This window comes from Robertmurraya sp. GLU-23 (genome assembly GCF_052983275.1).
In genome coordinates this window covers 287,883-302,320 of sequence record NZ_JBRKCV010000001.1, presented here as the reverse complement: position 1 = coordinate 302,320, position 14,438 = coordinate 287,883, and the positions used below count along the sequence as shown (strand labels likewise).

17 protein-coding genes are annotated in these 14,438 nt (G+C 36.6%); 8 read left to right on the top strand and 9 right to left on the bottom strand.

Annotated features, from left to right (window positions below):
- Window positions 1-56: 56 nt before the first annotated feature.
- Window positions 57-665 (bottom strand): superoxide dismutase, encoded by a 609-nt coding sequence (locus ACVBAX_RS01505; RefSeq protein WP_430774858.1) that lies wholly within the window; start codon window positions 663-665, stop codon window positions 57-59.
- A 375-nt stretch (window positions 666-1,040) separates the two neighbouring features.
- Here ACVBAX_RS01505 and ACVBAX_RS01500 point away from each other — a divergent pair, with 375 nt between their 5' ends.
- Window positions 1,041-1,736 (top strand): Crp/Fnr family transcriptional regulator, encoded by a 696-nt coding sequence (locus tag ACVBAX_RS01500; protein WP_447115610.1) that lies wholly within the window; start codon window positions 1,041-1,043, stop codon window positions 1,734-1,736.
- 38 nt (window positions 1,737-1,774) lie between these two features.
- On the opposite strand, the gene ACVBAX_RS01495 is transcribed toward ACVBAX_RS01500, so the two are convergent.
- Together ACVBAX_RS01495 and ACVBAX_RS01490 are read right to left on the bottom strand one after the other, a co-directional pair.
- Window positions 1,775-2,257: a DUF456 domain-containing protein gene (locus ACVBAX_RS01495; protein WP_447115609.1), complete on the bottom strand. Its 483-nt coding sequence runs from the start codon at window positions 2,255-2,257 to the stop codon at window positions 1,775-1,777.
- A 45-nt stretch (window positions 2,258-2,302) separates the two neighbouring features.
- Window positions 2,303-3,916: a Na/Pi cotransporter family protein gene (locus ACVBAX_RS01490; protein WP_447116014.1), complete on the bottom strand. Its 1,614-nt coding sequence runs from the start codon at window positions 3,914-3,916 to the stop codon at window positions 2,303-2,305.
- Between the two features lie 267 nt (window positions 3,917-4,183).
- Here ACVBAX_RS01490 and ACVBAX_RS01485 point away from each other — a divergent pair, with 267 nt between their 5' ends.
- The 3 genes from ACVBAX_RS01485 to ispG all read left to right on the top strand — a co-directional run bounded on the left by ACVBAX_RS01485 (window position 4,184) and on the right by ispG (window position 6,635).
- A complete protein-coding gene (locus ACVBAX_RS01485; RefSeq protein WP_447115608.1) occupies window positions 4,184-4,954 on the top strand; it encodes a DUF1189 domain-containing protein in 771 nt (256 codons plus the stop codon).
- 100 nt (window positions 4,955-5,054) lie between these two features.
- Window positions 5,055-5,411 (top strand): hypothetical protein, encoded by a 357-nt coding sequence (locus tag ACVBAX_RS01480; protein ID WP_447115607.1) that lies wholly within the window; start codon window positions 5,055-5,057, stop codon window positions 5,409-5,411.
- 126 nt (window positions 5,412-5,537) lie between these two features.
- Window positions 5,538-6,635, top strand: a complete 1,098-nt coding sequence (ispG, locus tag ACVBAX_RS01475) for a flavodoxin-dependent (E)-4-hydroxy-3-methylbut-2-enyl-diphosphate synthase (protein WP_447116013.1) — start codon at window positions 5,538-5,540, stop codon at window positions 6,633-6,635.
- 55 nt (window positions 6,636-6,690) lie between these two features.
- Here ispG and ACVBAX_RS01470 read toward each other — a convergent pair whose 3' ends face one another.
- Window positions 6,691-7,068, bottom strand: coding sequence for a hypothetical protein (locus ACVBAX_RS01470; RefSeq protein ID WP_251514267.1), 378 nt, complete (start codon window positions 7,066-7,068; stop codon window positions 6,691-6,693).
- Between the two features lie 128 nt (window positions 7,069-7,196).
- Between ACVBAX_RS01470 and ACVBAX_RS01465 the strand changes: the two genes are divergently transcribed.
- Complete coding sequence (locus ACVBAX_RS01465) at window positions 7,197-7,766, top strand: 5' nucleotidase, NT5C type (RefSeq protein WP_447115606.1); 570 nt, start codon at window positions 7,197-7,199, stop codon at window positions 7,764-7,766.
- Between the two features lie 3 nt (window positions 7,767-7,769).
- Here ACVBAX_RS01465 and ACVBAX_RS01460 read toward each other — a convergent pair whose 3' ends face one another.
- From ACVBAX_RS01460 to ACVBAX_RS01450, 3 genes are read right to left on the bottom strand one after another with little or no spacing between them, the layout of a single operon-like run.
- Window positions 7,770-8,186: a Fur family transcriptional regulator gene (locus ACVBAX_RS01460; protein WP_430774851.1), complete on the bottom strand. Its 417-nt coding sequence runs from the start codon at window positions 8,184-8,186 to the stop codon at window positions 7,770-7,772.
- Entirely contained in the window at window positions 8,183-9,034 is an 852-nt protein-coding gene (locus ACVBAX_RS01455; RefSeq protein WP_447115605.1) for a metal ABC transporter permease, read from the bottom strand. The genes ACVBAX_RS01460 and ACVBAX_RS01455 overlap by 4 nt, the downstream gene beginning before the upstream one ends.
- Window positions 9,031-9,822 (bottom strand): metal ABC transporter ATP-binding protein, encoded by a 792-nt coding sequence (locus ACVBAX_RS01450; RefSeq protein WP_447115604.1) that lies wholly within the window; start codon window positions 9,820-9,822, stop codon window positions 9,031-9,033. Before ACVBAX_RS01450 ends, ACVBAX_RS01455 begins: the two co-directional genes overlap by 4 nt.
- Before the next feature lie 150 nt (window positions 9,823-9,972).
- Here ACVBAX_RS01450 and ACVBAX_RS01445 point away from each other — a divergent pair, with 150 nt between their 5' ends.
- Complete coding sequence (locus ACVBAX_RS01445) at window positions 9,973-10,227, top strand: DUF2624 domain-containing protein (RefSeq protein ID WP_430774848.1); 255 nt, start codon at window positions 9,973-9,975, stop codon at window positions 10,225-10,227.
- A 38-nt stretch (window positions 10,228-10,265) separates the two neighbouring features.
- On the opposite strand, the gene ACVBAX_RS01440 is transcribed toward ACVBAX_RS01445, so the two are convergent.
- Together ACVBAX_RS01440 and ACVBAX_RS01435 are read right to left on the bottom strand one after the other, a co-directional pair.
- On the bottom strand, window positions 10,266-11,162 hold the full coding sequence (locus ACVBAX_RS01440; protein ID WP_447116012.1) for a deoxyribonuclease IV: 897 nt from the start codon (window positions 11,160-11,162) through the stop codon (window positions 10,266-10,268).
- A gap of 19 nt (window positions 11,163-11,181) precedes the next feature.
- Window positions 11,182-12,492, bottom strand: a complete 1,311-nt coding sequence (locus tag ACVBAX_RS01435; RefSeq protein ID WP_447115603.1) for a DEAD/DEAH box helicase — start codon at window positions 12,490-12,492, stop codon at window positions 11,182-11,184.
- A gap of 220 nt (window positions 12,493-12,712) precedes the next feature.
- Between ACVBAX_RS01435 and vrrA the strand changes: the two genes are divergently transcribed.
- A complete protein-coding gene (vrrA, locus tag ACVBAX_RS01430) occupies window positions 12,713-13,360 on the top strand; it encodes a VrrA/YqfQ family protein (RefSeq protein WP_447115602.1) in 648 nt (215 codons plus the stop codon).
- A 102-nt stretch (window positions 13,361-13,462) separates the two neighbouring features.
- The gene (locus tag ACVBAX_RS01425) at window positions 13,463-14,401 is read left to right on the top strand and encodes a 4-hydroxy-3-methylbut-2-enyl diphosphate reductase (RefSeq protein WP_447115601.1); all 939 of its coding nucleotides are present in this window, start codon (window positions 13,463-13,465) and stop codon (window positions 14,399-14,401) included.
- Window positions 14,402-14,438 lie beyond the last annotated feature (37 nt).

The window sequence follows — 14,438 nt, the reverse complement described above, 5'->3', positions numbered from 1 at the left end:
ATTATGTACAAAATAAACAAAAACGACGTGGAATGATCCACGTCGTTAGTTGTTACTTATTTCGCTTCAGTATATCTCTTTGCAACTTCATCCCAATTTACAACGTTCCAGAAAGTATTGATGTAGTCTGGACGACGGTTTTGGAATTTTAAGTAGTAAGCATGCTCCCACACATCAAGACCAAGGATTGGCGTTTTCCCTTCCATTAATGGAGAGTCTTGATTTGGTGTGCTTGTCACTTCTAGTTCTCCGTTATTTACCGCAAGCCAAGCCCAACCAGAACCAAAACGAGTTGTAGCAGCCTTTGCGAATTCCTCTTTAAAGCTATCAAGATTTCCAAACTTTGCATTAATTGCAGCTAGAAGATCACCAGTAGGCTCTCCACCACCATTTGGAGATAAGATTTGCCAGAACAATGTATGGTTAGCGTGACCTCCACCATTGTTACGTACTGCAGTGCGAGCTGCTTCTGGTACTGCATCAAGATTAGCAATTACTTCTTCAACTGACTTTGACAGCAATTCTTCATTTCCAGCTAAAGCATTATTCAAGTTGGTTACGTAAGTGTTGTGATGCTTTGAGTGGTGAATGTTCATTGTTTCCTTGTCGATATGTGGTTCTAGAGCGTCGTAAGCATAAGGTAGTTGCGGTAATTCGAATGCCATGAATAACTCCTCCTAAATATGTATAATGATTTTTTCTTTAGAAAAACCCTTTCATTTTTAACATTTGGATATTCCTAAAGTTATTAACTTAAGATTACCAAACTTGGCAACTTTGTTCAAATATTAAGCTTAAGCCAACAGATTTACATTACCCCTTTTGGAGAGAAATATTCGCATAACTAGATGGTATCTCCTCCTTTTCATCATACCATTTCTGATGTTTCGATAATTTGTCAAAATTGTAAATATTAGCGTCATGTCAATGATTTAAGTCATAGTAGTTATGGATTGTTCTTTTTAAAGGACACTACGTTATTGACACTCTTTATGTATTTTTATTAAATCAAAGAGAGGAGAGGAAAGGGCGGGTATTTCATGAATGAAATAAATGTTTCATTATATAGCTTACTCATACAAGAATTTATAGATAAAGAAAATATACAGAAAATAAAATCAGGTACTACCATATTTAATGAAAGAGATTCCGTGAGTCATATTTATATTCTTTTACAGGGAAGTTTGTCTCTTGGAAGAGTTCATATGAGAGGAAAAGAATTTATTATTAAAATTCTCCATGGAGAAGAATTAATCATTGAATACCAATTATTTAAAACAAATCCGATTTATCACTTTTTTGCAAAAACCATTTCAGATTGTGAATTTCTTATAATCAAAAGAGAAGAGTTCGAAAAGTTTGCGATGAGTTCACCTCGCGTCATGAGTGCATTGACATCTTGGCTCAGCACTAGATATTTAAAAGCTCAAATGAAGTGTCAGGATCTGATTATGAATGGAAAAAAAGGTGGACTTTATAGTATCTTAATTCGACTTTGTAATAGTTACGGAATAATGACTGAAAAAGGAATTTTAATTGACTTACCACTCACCCATCAGGAACTGGCAAGTCTTACGTATGGAACAAGAGAAGTCATACAGCGCATGCTAAAGGAACTTAGGGAACTAGATGTTATATCCTATGATCAACAGAAGTTTACCGTGAAAAATTTAGCCTATTTAAAGCAAGAAGTAGATTGTCAGAACTGTCCCCATGAAATATGTGGGTTAAACTAAAAGAGAAAAGGGCTCATAAGCTCTTTTCTCTTTCTAGTTTATAGAACCACTAAGACAAAATAGACAATCATAAATAATTGAATAAGCCCTTTTGTAATCACGCTACTAATAAACCCCACTACCGACCCAACACCAACTTTCAAGGATTCACTTAACCCTCTTTTATTAATCAGAAGCTCTGCAATAACCGCACCAATAAAGGGCCCTAATATAATTCCTAGAATTGGGATAATAAAGGGGCCTATTAATAAGCCAATTGTACTTCCCCAAATTCCAGCTTTTGAGCCTCCGAATTTTTTCACTCCAAATAAATTCGCTAAATAATCTGCGCCAAATAATAAGAGGACAAATAAACTTTGAATGCTCCAAAACAACCAATTAAAAGGTTCAAAGGAGAATAAAAAGCCGTAAAGGATAAAACCGCCAACCAAAAATAGCACACCTGGAATGATCGGATAAATCAAACCTACAAAAGAAACTAGAAATAACAATACAATAATAAGCCAATACACTAGTCCCATCTTGTCACCTCTGTACAAAAAAACAAGGGAAGTCCCCTTGTTTTTTTAAGAATGTCTAACTCCAAGAACTGCTTCTGCAATATTTACAGCATGATCACCGATACGCTCTAGATTGCTAATAATATCAACAAACACAATTCCAGCTGAACCGGAGCACTTTCCTTCATTCAAACGAAGTATATGCTGTTTACGAAGAGTTCTTTCCATTTTATCAATTTGATTTTCTTTTTCAACCACATGACGAGCCGTATCCAAGTCTTTATGATCAAGAGATTGAAGTGCTTCTTGAACAGTAGAGATCGTTAATGCAAACATTTCCTCTAAGTCTTTCATTGCACTGTCTGTAATTTTTACTTTATTTGAATTTTGATATTCTACAAGCTCAACAATATTTTCGAAATGGTCCCCTATTCTCTCAATATCACGAACCGTATCCATTAGTGTTGTATGCTCTTCTGAATCATTTGTTGAGAGAGGGCTTGTAGCCAGTTGCACTAGATAATCAGTAATTTTTCGGTCAAGATTATTTATTGCACTTTCTAACTGATACGCCGATTCAGCATGCTTGTTCTGCTTAGTATTAACAAAATTACTTGTTTCCTCTAACCCTTTAATGGCAAATTGCCCCATTCTTAATACTTCTTCTTTTGCTTGTCCTAAAGCAATAGAAGGAGACTGTTTAATAAAGTTAGGGTCTAAATGCTTCGATTTGTAATCAATTAGAGAGTCATCACCTGGTATTAGCTTGATCACAATAAGCGCAAGTAAACCAATAAACGGAAATTGAATAATTGTATTTGTCGTATTGAAGATACCATGAGCAAAAGCAATGGTCATTTCTTCATTTAAGTTTAAAGAACTCTGTAAGGACGTGATAATTTTTGTAAAAGGAATCAGTAAAATCATAAAGATGGCTGTACCGATGAGATTAAATAGCACATGTGTAGCAGCCGCTCTTCTTGCTGCAACCGATGCACCAATTGATGCTAATACGGCTGTGATTGTTGTTCCAATATTATCTCCAAACAATACAGGTAATGCCGCATCAATGTTAATTAGATTTTCTGCATATAGGCCCTGTAATATTCCAATCGTTGCACTAGAACTTTGTACAATAACGGTAAATACCGTTCCAATCACAACACCCAAAATAGGATTCGAACTCATATTAACGGTTAACTCGTGAAAGGCCTCTAAGCTTCTTAGCGGCTTCATCCCACCACTCATTAACTCTAATCCATAAAACAATGCACCGAAACCAAAAATAATTTGTCCAATGCTTGTTGTTTTATTGCTTTTAAAGAAGAATATAAGGATTGAACCAAGAGCAATAATTGGAAGCGCATATTCACCAATATCTATACCAATGATAAATGCCGTAACAGTTGTACCGATGTTTGCCCCCATGATGACACCGATTGCTTGTCGCAATGTCATAAAACCAGCACTAACTAACCCAACCGTAATAACCGTAGTACCCGAACTACTTTGGATTAGCACTGTAACAATAATCCCTGCTAACACACCCATGAAAGGATTGGTTGTAAATCGATCAAGAATATCTCTTAATTTGTCTCCTGCCGACTTTTGTAACCCATCCCCCATAAACTTGATACCAAATAAGAAAATTCCAAGGCCACCTAAAAACTCAAAAATCATTTGTTGAATATTTAATTCCAAGTATTTCAACCCCTACACTTTTTTCGACATTTTTCTTAAAAACCCCTTAATCATTATGTGTAACGTAAAGGAAAAAGTAAATATTATTATCTTTAAATTTACAATGCCTTAACAAAAGGGTAGTAATGTTACAATTATGTTACAAAACAAATTCCTATTTTATAACTAATCGTATTAATTTGGACAACAAAGCCATATAACGATAAAATAATGAAGGATTACATAGAAAGGTGTGTGTCATGCGTCATGAACATATTTCAGCAATTATTTAAAAGTCTCTACTCTCCGAAAGACATTGCTAAAACAAGATTCCAAGGTATTGGAAAAACCATACTTTATGTCTTTCTACTAACTCTCGTTTCTGTTATCCCAACCGTTAGCTATGTAAGTTCAGCTATAAATAATGGAATTGAGACAGCCGCCCAAACAGTAGATAATGAACTTCCTGATTTTTCAATAGAAAATGGGGAACTCTCAGCAGACCAAGAGGAACCGATCTATATTGAGGATACTGATTTTACCATTATTTTTGATTCTACTGGTGAAGTTAGTGAGAACGATTTAGAGGGTTATGAAAATGCCTTTGCTCTTCTTCAGAATGAGTTTGTACTTATTGCTGGAGGAACGCTCGACACTTACGACTATTCAACTTTAACAGACCTAAACATTACGAAGGATAGTATTTTGGAAGTGATTCATTCCGTTGACGGTTTATTAGCAGTTATTATTCCCGTCCTTGCACTTACCATTTATATTTTTTCAAGTGGAGTCAAATTTATTGAAATTACCATTCTTGCATTGTTCGGTCTATTTATTAAGAATGTAACCAGTCGAAATCTACCATATCGTCAATTATGGAGACTATCAGCTTATAGTGTGACTCTCCCTACTATTTTCTTTACGATAATGGAAGCTTTTCAAACGAACGTTCCTAACGGTTTCCTAATTAATTGGTTCGTTTCTATCATTATGTTATATCTAACAGTACGAGAAATTCCTCAGAAAGCTAAGCAATAAAAGAAAAACGCGATTTTACGCGTTTTTCTTTTTTTATTTGTACTATCAATCTATCTACTGCATATAAATAGAGTAACTCTACTAATAAGGAGAATCGTCCATGAAACGTCTCTTCGTTTCTCTACTAGTTATTCTTATTTTGTATATCATATATGTAGACTTAAGCATTGGTACGATACCAAACACAAACAACAAAACGATAGAATCCATTGAAGTAGATTCTAAAGTCATTCATACAGAAGAGACTGTTATTGCCTCTTTTAGTAAAACAGTGGAACAAGGAGATACTGTTCTTTCGATCATAGAGGCACAACTAGAGGGAGCAATACCCGTTCCAATTGAAAAAGTAGTAAATGATTTTATCATATTAAATGAAGGCAAAAAACCAGAGGAAATTCACGCCGGAAAGATATACCTATTTCCTGATTACAGCAAGTCCGATAGCATCTCACAATAATGGAGACTTTTTCCCGGCATCAAGATTCTTGTCACCTTTAACGTTCATTGTTACAATGTTCAATAGGAAAGTACTAAGATTAATTTAGATCTTTTTTTCAAAAGGAGAGAATCACTGTTGAGTGAAATTATACATCGTACAAAAACTCGTCCCATTAAAGTCGGACCTTTAACTATTGGTGGAAATAATGAAGTTGTTATTCAAAGCATGACTACTACAAAAACACATGATGTTGAGGCCACGGTTGCTGAAATAAAGAGGCTAGAAGAAGCCGGTTGTCAAATCGTGCGCGTTGCTTGTCCTGATGAAAGAGCCGCAAACGCGATTTCTGAAATTAAAAAAAGAATTAATATACCTCTAGTGGTTGATATCCACTTTGATTACAAACTAGCTCTAAAAGCCATTGAGGGAGGTGCGGATAAAATCCGTATTAATCCCGGTAATATTGGTCGTCGCGAAAAGGTGGAGGCAGTTGTTAAAGCTGCTAAAGAAAAGGGCATTCCCATTCGAATTGGTGTCAATGCTGGTTCGTTAGAGAAAAGAATATTAGAGAAATATGGATACCCTACAGCTGATGGGATGGTAGAAAGTGCCTTACACCATATCAAAATTTTAGAAGACCTCGACTTTCACGATATCATCGTTAGTATGAAGGCATCCGATGTAAATCTAGCTATTGAAGCCTATGATAAAGCGGCAAGAGCGTTCGATTATCCTTTACATCTTGGAATTACTGAATCAGGAACTTTGTTTGCAGGTACTGTAAAAAGTGCAGCAGGTTTGGGAGCGATCTTAAGCAAGGGAATTGGCAACACCGTTCGAATTTCACTTAGTGCGGATCCTGTAGAAGAAGTGAAGGTTGCCCGTGAATTATTAAAATCATTTGGTTTATCTTCAAATGCGGCAACACTTATTTCATGTCCAACATGTGGTAGAATTGAAATTGACTTAATTTCGATCGCAAACGAGGTAGAGGAGTACATTCAGCAGATTAAAGTACCCATTAAAGTGGCAGTATTGGGCTGTGCGGTAAATGGTCCTGGAGAAGCTAGAGAAGCCGATATTGGTATAGCGGGGGCTCGTGGCGAAGGCCTTTTATTCCGTAAAGGGGAAATTGTTCGTAAAGTGCCTGAAGCAACAATGGTTGAAGAGCTTAAAAAGGAAATCGATCAAATTGCCGCAGAATTTCAAGCAAAACGTGATCAGGAAGCAATGCAATCATAATGAAGGAAAGAGGCTCTGGCGTTATCGCCGGAGCCTCTTCTTTTATCTGTAGGGGTTAAAAAAATGGTAGTATAAACATACCGACAATGATGGAAATCGCTCCAATCCCGATAGCCCAGCTACCAAGGCCAGTTGCTCCACGTCTTCGGGCGATAAACCCTAATACAATCCCAACTGCTCCAAACAAAATGGGTGCCACAAATAATGAAAGGATAGAAATGATTAAAGCAGCAAACCCTATCCCTGTGCCACTTTTCATTGTCTCACCAACATTATTTGTTGTTCTTTCCCGGTTAAAAGTAGTTGGTGCAGCAATTTCAGCTGAGGTTTCTTCTAAATAATCTGCAGGTTGGTATTTATTTGTTTCACCAACATTGTCGCTCGTACGAAGGTAATCGAATGATCCTTCGTTATTGCGTTCTTGATCTGCCATATTGATCCCTCGCTTTCCTTTGATAGGAGCAGTATTATTATTTGCGCGATCACAACAATTATGTTTGTTAATCATTTCTAATTCGACATTTTTCAATTATGGAATATAACGAAATGGGGAAGTACTACATGAAGAAAAGAAAATTAGGGTTTGATATTGACGGAACCATTACCTGCCCTGCAGCTATTGTTCCTTTTATAAATGAAGCCTTTCAATTACAATTAACACTCGATGATTTAACTGACTATGATTTATTAAAAGTAGTGGATATCCCAGATAAAGAATTTACCGATTGGTATGATAAAAAAGAGGCAGACATCTTCACATTGTCTCCATTAGCCACGGGGGCAAGAGAATTATTATTAGAATGGGGAAAACAGCACGAATTAATTTTCATCAGCGCACGGGGAGAAAACGTGTTAGAGGTGACTAAAGAATGGTTTATTAACCATGGGATAAGATACGATCATTTAGAACTTATCGGATCACATGAAAAAGTTGAAGCAGCAAAAAAGTACGGAGTAGAAATATTTTTTGAAGATAAGTATGAAAACGCCATTGAAATTGCAATAAAATGCCATATACCAGTGCTTTTATTTGATACGCCCTATAATCAAGGCTCCCTTCCGAATGAGGTAAAACGAGTTTCTAGTTGGAAAGAAGCCAATAATTGGGTTGAGAAATGGTTCGATGATTAATTTTTAATTAACGGTACATTCTGGGCATCGGCCATAAATTTCAAATTTATGGCCAGAGATATCATAGTCCTTCAAGCTTTCCTGTAAACTATTCATAGGGCATGTATCAATTTCCTTGGTTTTTCCACAGTCCAAACAAATAAAATGATGGTGATGGTGTTTACTTTCACAAGAATAACGAAAATGTTTTTCACCGGATAATTCTGTCATCTCAAAAATACCTAAATCAACAAATAACGAGAGATTGCGATAGATCGTATCAAAGCTCAATCCAGGGTAATGATCCTTCATCCGGTCAAGCACGTCCTTAGCCGTTAAATATTTATTACTGTTAGCAAAAAGACCAAGCATTTCTTCTCTTTTTCCTGTATGCTTGTAGCCTTTATTTTTTAATAACTCAAGAGCTTCTGTAACATTCATACTCTCACCTCATGTTTCCATTGCAACATTTTCTTTAATAATATAACAAGAATGAGAATCAATACAGCAATAACTACAATCGTTCCACCCGGGGCCAAATTAAGATAATAAGAAATAGTCAGCCCCCCAAGGACAGAAACTTCTCCGAAAACGGTAGAAAGTAGGATGGTTTGTTTAAATCCTTTTGCAATCCGAATACTAGCCGCTACAGGGAGAGTCATGAGTGAAGATACTAGTAAAATCCCAACAATTCTCATCGAAGCCGCAATGACTAATGCAACTAAGACAATGAAAAAGAAATGAAGGGACTTCACCGCTATACCTGAAGCTTTTGCATGTTCTTCGTCAAATGATAAAAGAAATAACTCCTTATATAAAAGCGTAATAAAAGCTACCACAATCATACTAATGATGATGATAATGATTAAATCGGTTCGACTGACTGCACTAACACTACCGAATAAATAACTATATAAATCGGTATTAAAACCATCGGCTAATGAAATAAAAATAACACCTAAACCAATACCACTAGATAAAATAATGGGAATAGCTAGCTCCTGATAATGTTTATATACGGTTCTAAGCTTTTCTATAAACAACGAACCTACTACAGAAAAGGTCATTCCTAAATAGATGGGATTTAGTCCCGTAGTGAGCAAAAGTCTTTTTTCAAGCAATAAGCTTGCCGCAATGCCAGCTAAGGTAACATGGCTTAAAGCATCGGCTATTAGTGAAAGTCTTCTTACTACAATATAAACACCGAGTAAAGGCGCAATTATTCCAATGATTGCACCTGTGAGAAATGCATTTTGTAAAAACTCATACTTAAATATCGCTTCAATCACCGTTTTTCCCCTCCATGATGATGAACATGATTATGATGTTGATGGTCATGTTCATGCATAAGAACTTGAACATCATGGCCATATAGATCAGACATATTTTGTTTTTCAAACTCCTCCGTATCACCATGAAAATGCATATGCTTATTCAAGCAAGCAACATGAGTAACTTTATCTGTAATCGTACCGATATCATGCGTTACTAAAATTAATGTAATACCTCGATCTTGATTAAGCTCCGTAAGCATCTCGTAGAAAGATTGGACATTTTTCGCATCAACACCAACTGTTGGCTCATCTAAGATAAGTAAGTCTGGATCACTTACTAATGCACGAGCTATAAAAACTCTTTGTTGTTGTCCTCCTGATAACTCACCGATATTGCTTCCTATTTTTTCAGTTAGCCCCACAGAATCAATCGCTGCTCTTATCTTTACTTTATCCTCTTCTTTATGCCTTTTAAATAATCCCACTTTTTTAGTTAACCCACTTGATACAACTTCGTATACTGTTGCAGGAAATCCTGAGTTAAAGGAATTTGCTTTCTGAGAAACAAAACCGATTCGATGCCAATCTTTAAACTGCTCAATAGCTGTTCCAAATAATTCGACTTCTCCCTTTTGTAGCTTCAATAAACCTAAGATTATTTTTAATAAAGTAGACTTCCCTGACCCATTAGGTCCAACAAGTCCTAAGAACGCTCCGCGAGGAACCGAGAATTGAATATCTTCAAGTACATTTTCCTTTTCGTACTTATAAGTCAGGTTATTTACATTTATAATATTTTCCATTTTAACCACCTATTATTATCAGAATCATTCCGATTTACCAAAAGTAGTATACATGAGAAATGAATTGATGTAAAGGAAGTCCTTCCTGCCTCCTTATATACACCTTTTATTAGATAGCCACATAGATTAACATCAGGGAGTGGTGAATTCGTGAGTATTTTTCAATCAATTGTTAATCACAAAATAAATACAATTACGACAGAAGAGTTACTGAAATACGCCAAACAATTTGGAGTTGCCATTAGCGTTAATGAAGCGAAAAAAATTGCATCTTATCTTAGAGGACGACAAGTAGATATTTTCAATCCCTCTGAAAGATCGAAACTGTTAAAGGATATTGAAAAATTCACAAGCCCTGCGACAGCAAAAGCCGTCAGTCAGTTGGTTACACAATTTACGAAATAATTAAACAGAGGCTCATTTTTTCAATGAGCCTTCCTTTTTTATGCCATAATATGTTCGAGTAAGTTTTCGTTAAATGTCTTTGAAGTTAACATTTCAATCTCTTGTTTGTACGGTGCCTTTTTATTATTCTTATCTTCTCCAACAAACGGTGTTTCAAGGATTTTTGGAATACTCATTAACTGCGGATGATGCACGATATAAGCAAGTGCTTCAAATCCAATTTTTCCGTATCCAATATTTTCATGTCTATCTTTTCTTGAACCCCGATCATTCTTACTATCATTAATATGAAGGACCTTTAAGCGATCAATTCCAATGGTTTTATCAAACTTGTTAAGAACTCCATCAAAATCCTCAACAATGTTATACCCCGCATCATGAATATGACAAGTATCAAAGCAAATTGAAAGCTTTTCATTATGTTTGACACCGTCAATGATCATTGCTAATTCTTCGAAGCTTTTTCCACATTCAGATCCTTTGCCTGCCATTGTTTCTAAAGCGATCTGAAGCTGCTCATTTCCTGTTAGAACCTCATTAAGACCCTCAATGATCTTCTTGATTCCAGCCTCTTCCCCTGCTCCTACATGGGCTCCTGGATGCAAAACAATTTGCTTTGCACCGATCGCCTCTGTACGTTCGATTTCTGTTTTTAAAAATCGAACACCAAGGTCAAATGTATCTGGGTTTGTTGTATTTCCAATATTAATAATATAAGGAGCATGAACAACAATATCTTCTAGATTGATTCCATTTAACTCCATATGCTTTTGACCTGCTGTGATGTTTAAATCTTCTATTTTCTTCCTTCTAGTATTTTGAGGAGCACCTGTGTAGATCATGAAAGTATTCGCACCATATGAGACCGCTTCTTCACTTGATGCTAGCAACATACTTTTCCCACTCATTGAAACATGTGAACCTAATTTTAGCATTTCCACACTCTCCCACCTATTATTTCTTTTTCAATCGGTTCTGTCTTTTCTTAATTTTATCCATTTCAAACTGCATCTTCTTCTTATAGCCTGGCTTCACCTTTGCCGGCTTTTTAACAAAAGACTTCGCTAGCTTTTCAACCTCGTCCGACTGCTTCGTTCTCTTTTTACGTCTGTTACGATCTTCAAGTTCCGAGAGTTCACCTTTTTTAATATCAATATGCTTAAATTCAATCCCTAGTTTTTCAAGCCTATTTAATTTATCCTCATCCGATGTTTCATAAATAGTGAGAGCTATTCCCGAATTCCCCGCTCTAGCTGTCCTACCCACACGATGTACATAAAAATCTAAATCAGTTGGAAGTTCATAGTTAATCACATGACTAATTCCTGGAATGTCAATACCTCTTGCAGCTAAATCGGTAGCCACAATATATTGAAATTCTAAATCCGTGATTTGCTTCATCATCCGTTTACGTTCTCGAGGACTTAAATCTCCATGAATTCTTCCAACCTTTAACCCTCTATGAGTAAGTGCCGTGGCAACTTCCTCGGCTTTTTTCTTTGTATTGGTAAAGACAATCGCTAAATATGGGTTATACAGCTTTAGTGCCTCATACACAAGTGTTGACTTTTCACGATGTCTTGATGGAAGAAGAATATGTTCAATCTTCGCTGCTGTTAACTGTTTCGGTTCAATATGAATATACTTAGGATTTTCCATATACTTCTTTAGAAAAGGTTTTAGCTTTTCAGGAATGGTGGCTGAAAAAACAAGCATTTGAAGCTTTTCTGGCATTCTTGCTCCAATTTGGTCAACATCTTCTAAAAATCCCATATCGAGCATTAAATCGGCTTCATCGACTACATACATGCTTGCCGTATGTACAAATAGGGCTTGTTCCTTTACTAAATCATTGATACGTCCTGGAGTCCCTACAACGATATGTGGTTGAGTTTTTAATTTTTCAATGGTACGAACTTTGTCTGTACCTCCGATAAATAGACGACTTGTAATCTCTTCGCCTTCTTCGGCATGCTCGGTTACCTTTAATACCTCTTGGTATATTTGTGTAGCAAGCTCTCTTGTTGGTGCGGTGATTACAGCTTGTACCTCTTGCTTATTAGGATTAATTTTATGGAGTACTGGTAACACATACGAATGTGTTTTCCCAGTCCCTGTTTGAGATTGACCAATGGCACTTTCACCTTTTAGTACAGTTGGAATCAATCTTTCCTGAATTTCAGTTGGTTCATAAAATCCAATGGCATCAATCGCCTTGTTTATAAATGGTTTAAGTTGATACGTTGAAAATTTTGTTTTCGTCATTATTAAAGCTCCTTCAGTTTTGGTAAGGATGTCCATACCCATCATGTAATTATAATAAAGTTCTTCCTAAAGTGCCACCTACAGTTCATTTCCATATGATTATGTTTTACGAATTACAGTATTTTCAAACCAGTTCATAACTTATCATCAATCACCTAGACCAAATATCCATTTGTTGCATAGGGTATAAGAGGGAAAATTATGAAAGGAGGGTGTTCGTATGCCACCAAGACAACCGCTTCCTATGCGTGGAGGAATGCCTCAACCTATGCTTGGATTTGGACGACGTAACCAAATGAGACCAATGATGCCCCCAGCAAGAATGGGGAATATGGGGATGAGCAGAGCCCCAATGGGTGCAAATGTTCCAAGAGGAATGAGAGGTCCTACAAAAAATGGCGGAGGAGGTTTACTGTCTAAGTTACTTGGTAAAGGTAAATCTCAAGGCGCACAAGCCGGTATGCAAATGTTTGGCAATGCTTCTCGCTCTGCTACACCAGCTGCAGGTGGCGGGCTGTTAAAATCACTAGCAGACCCCACAGCAATTACGGGATTTCTAAATAATACGCAGCGGGTATTAAACACCGCTCAACAAATCGGACCGATGGTACAGCAATATGGTCCAATTGTTAAAAACTTACCAGCAATGTGGAAACTTTACCGTGGTTTAAATGCTGCGAGTTCGGATGAGGAAACTAAGGATGACGGAGACGTAGAGTCCACTAACACTGCATCAAAATCGGAAACTAAAACAAAACGAAAACGCACGAATCCAGAAAGTACTGAAAACGATACACATTCAATCGAAATCGAAGAGAAGGCATCAAAAAGATTACAAGGAAAATCCGTACCTAAAATATATGTATAAAGGAATATGCCCGAAGCATATTCCTTTTTCTCTTCTTTGTATAATCATGACACTTTATATATAATGATAGAATAAGCATGCTAAAAGGGGAGAACCAACTCAATGAAAGTTATAAAAATATCACCCCGTGGTTATTGCTACGGTGTTGTTGATGCGATGGTCATCGCAAGAAATGCAGCACTTGATAAATCTCTGCCACGGCCTATATATATATTAGGAATGATTGTACACAATAAGCACGTTACGGATGCTTTTGCTGAAGAAGGGATTATAACGCTAGACGGTCCTAATCGAAAACAAATACTAGAGCAAGTAGATAAAGGTACTGTTATATTTACTGCCCATGGTATATCTCCAGAAGTTAGAGAGTTAGCAAAGAAAAAAGGACTTGTTACCATCGATGCTACTTGTCCAGATGTAACAAGTACACATCAGCTGATTGAAGCAAAAAAGGATGAAGGTTACCAGGTGATCTATATCGGTAAAAAGGGTCATCCAGAGCCTGAAGGAGCTTTAGGTGTAGCTCCTGACATTGTACACCTTGTAGAGACAATCGCAGATGTTGAATCATTAGCTATTCAAGCTGACAAAATACTTGTCACGAACCAGACAACAATGAGTCAGTGGGATGTAGGTCATATCATGAAGAAAATAGAAGAGAAATATCCACACGCAGAATTTCATAAAGAAATCTGTATGGCTACACAAGTTCGACAAGAAGCGGTTGCCGAACAAGCAGGTGAGGCTGATGTGGTTATTGTTGTTGGAGATCCAAAAAGCAACAACTCCAATCGTCTTGCGCAAGTTTCCGAAGAAATCGCAGGTACAGTAGCATACCGAATTAGTGATATATCTGAATTAGATATTGACTGGATTAAAGATGCACAAACAGTGGGAGTAACCTCTGGGGCATCCACACCAACTCCTATCACTAAAGAAGTCATTTCTTTTATCGAGCAATTTAATCCTTTTGATGAATCCACATGGACTCGTGAGAAAAAGGTACCTCTTCAAAAAATATTACCAAAAGTAAAAAGATAATAAAAAGGAAAGTCACGAAATTTCGTGACTTTCCTTT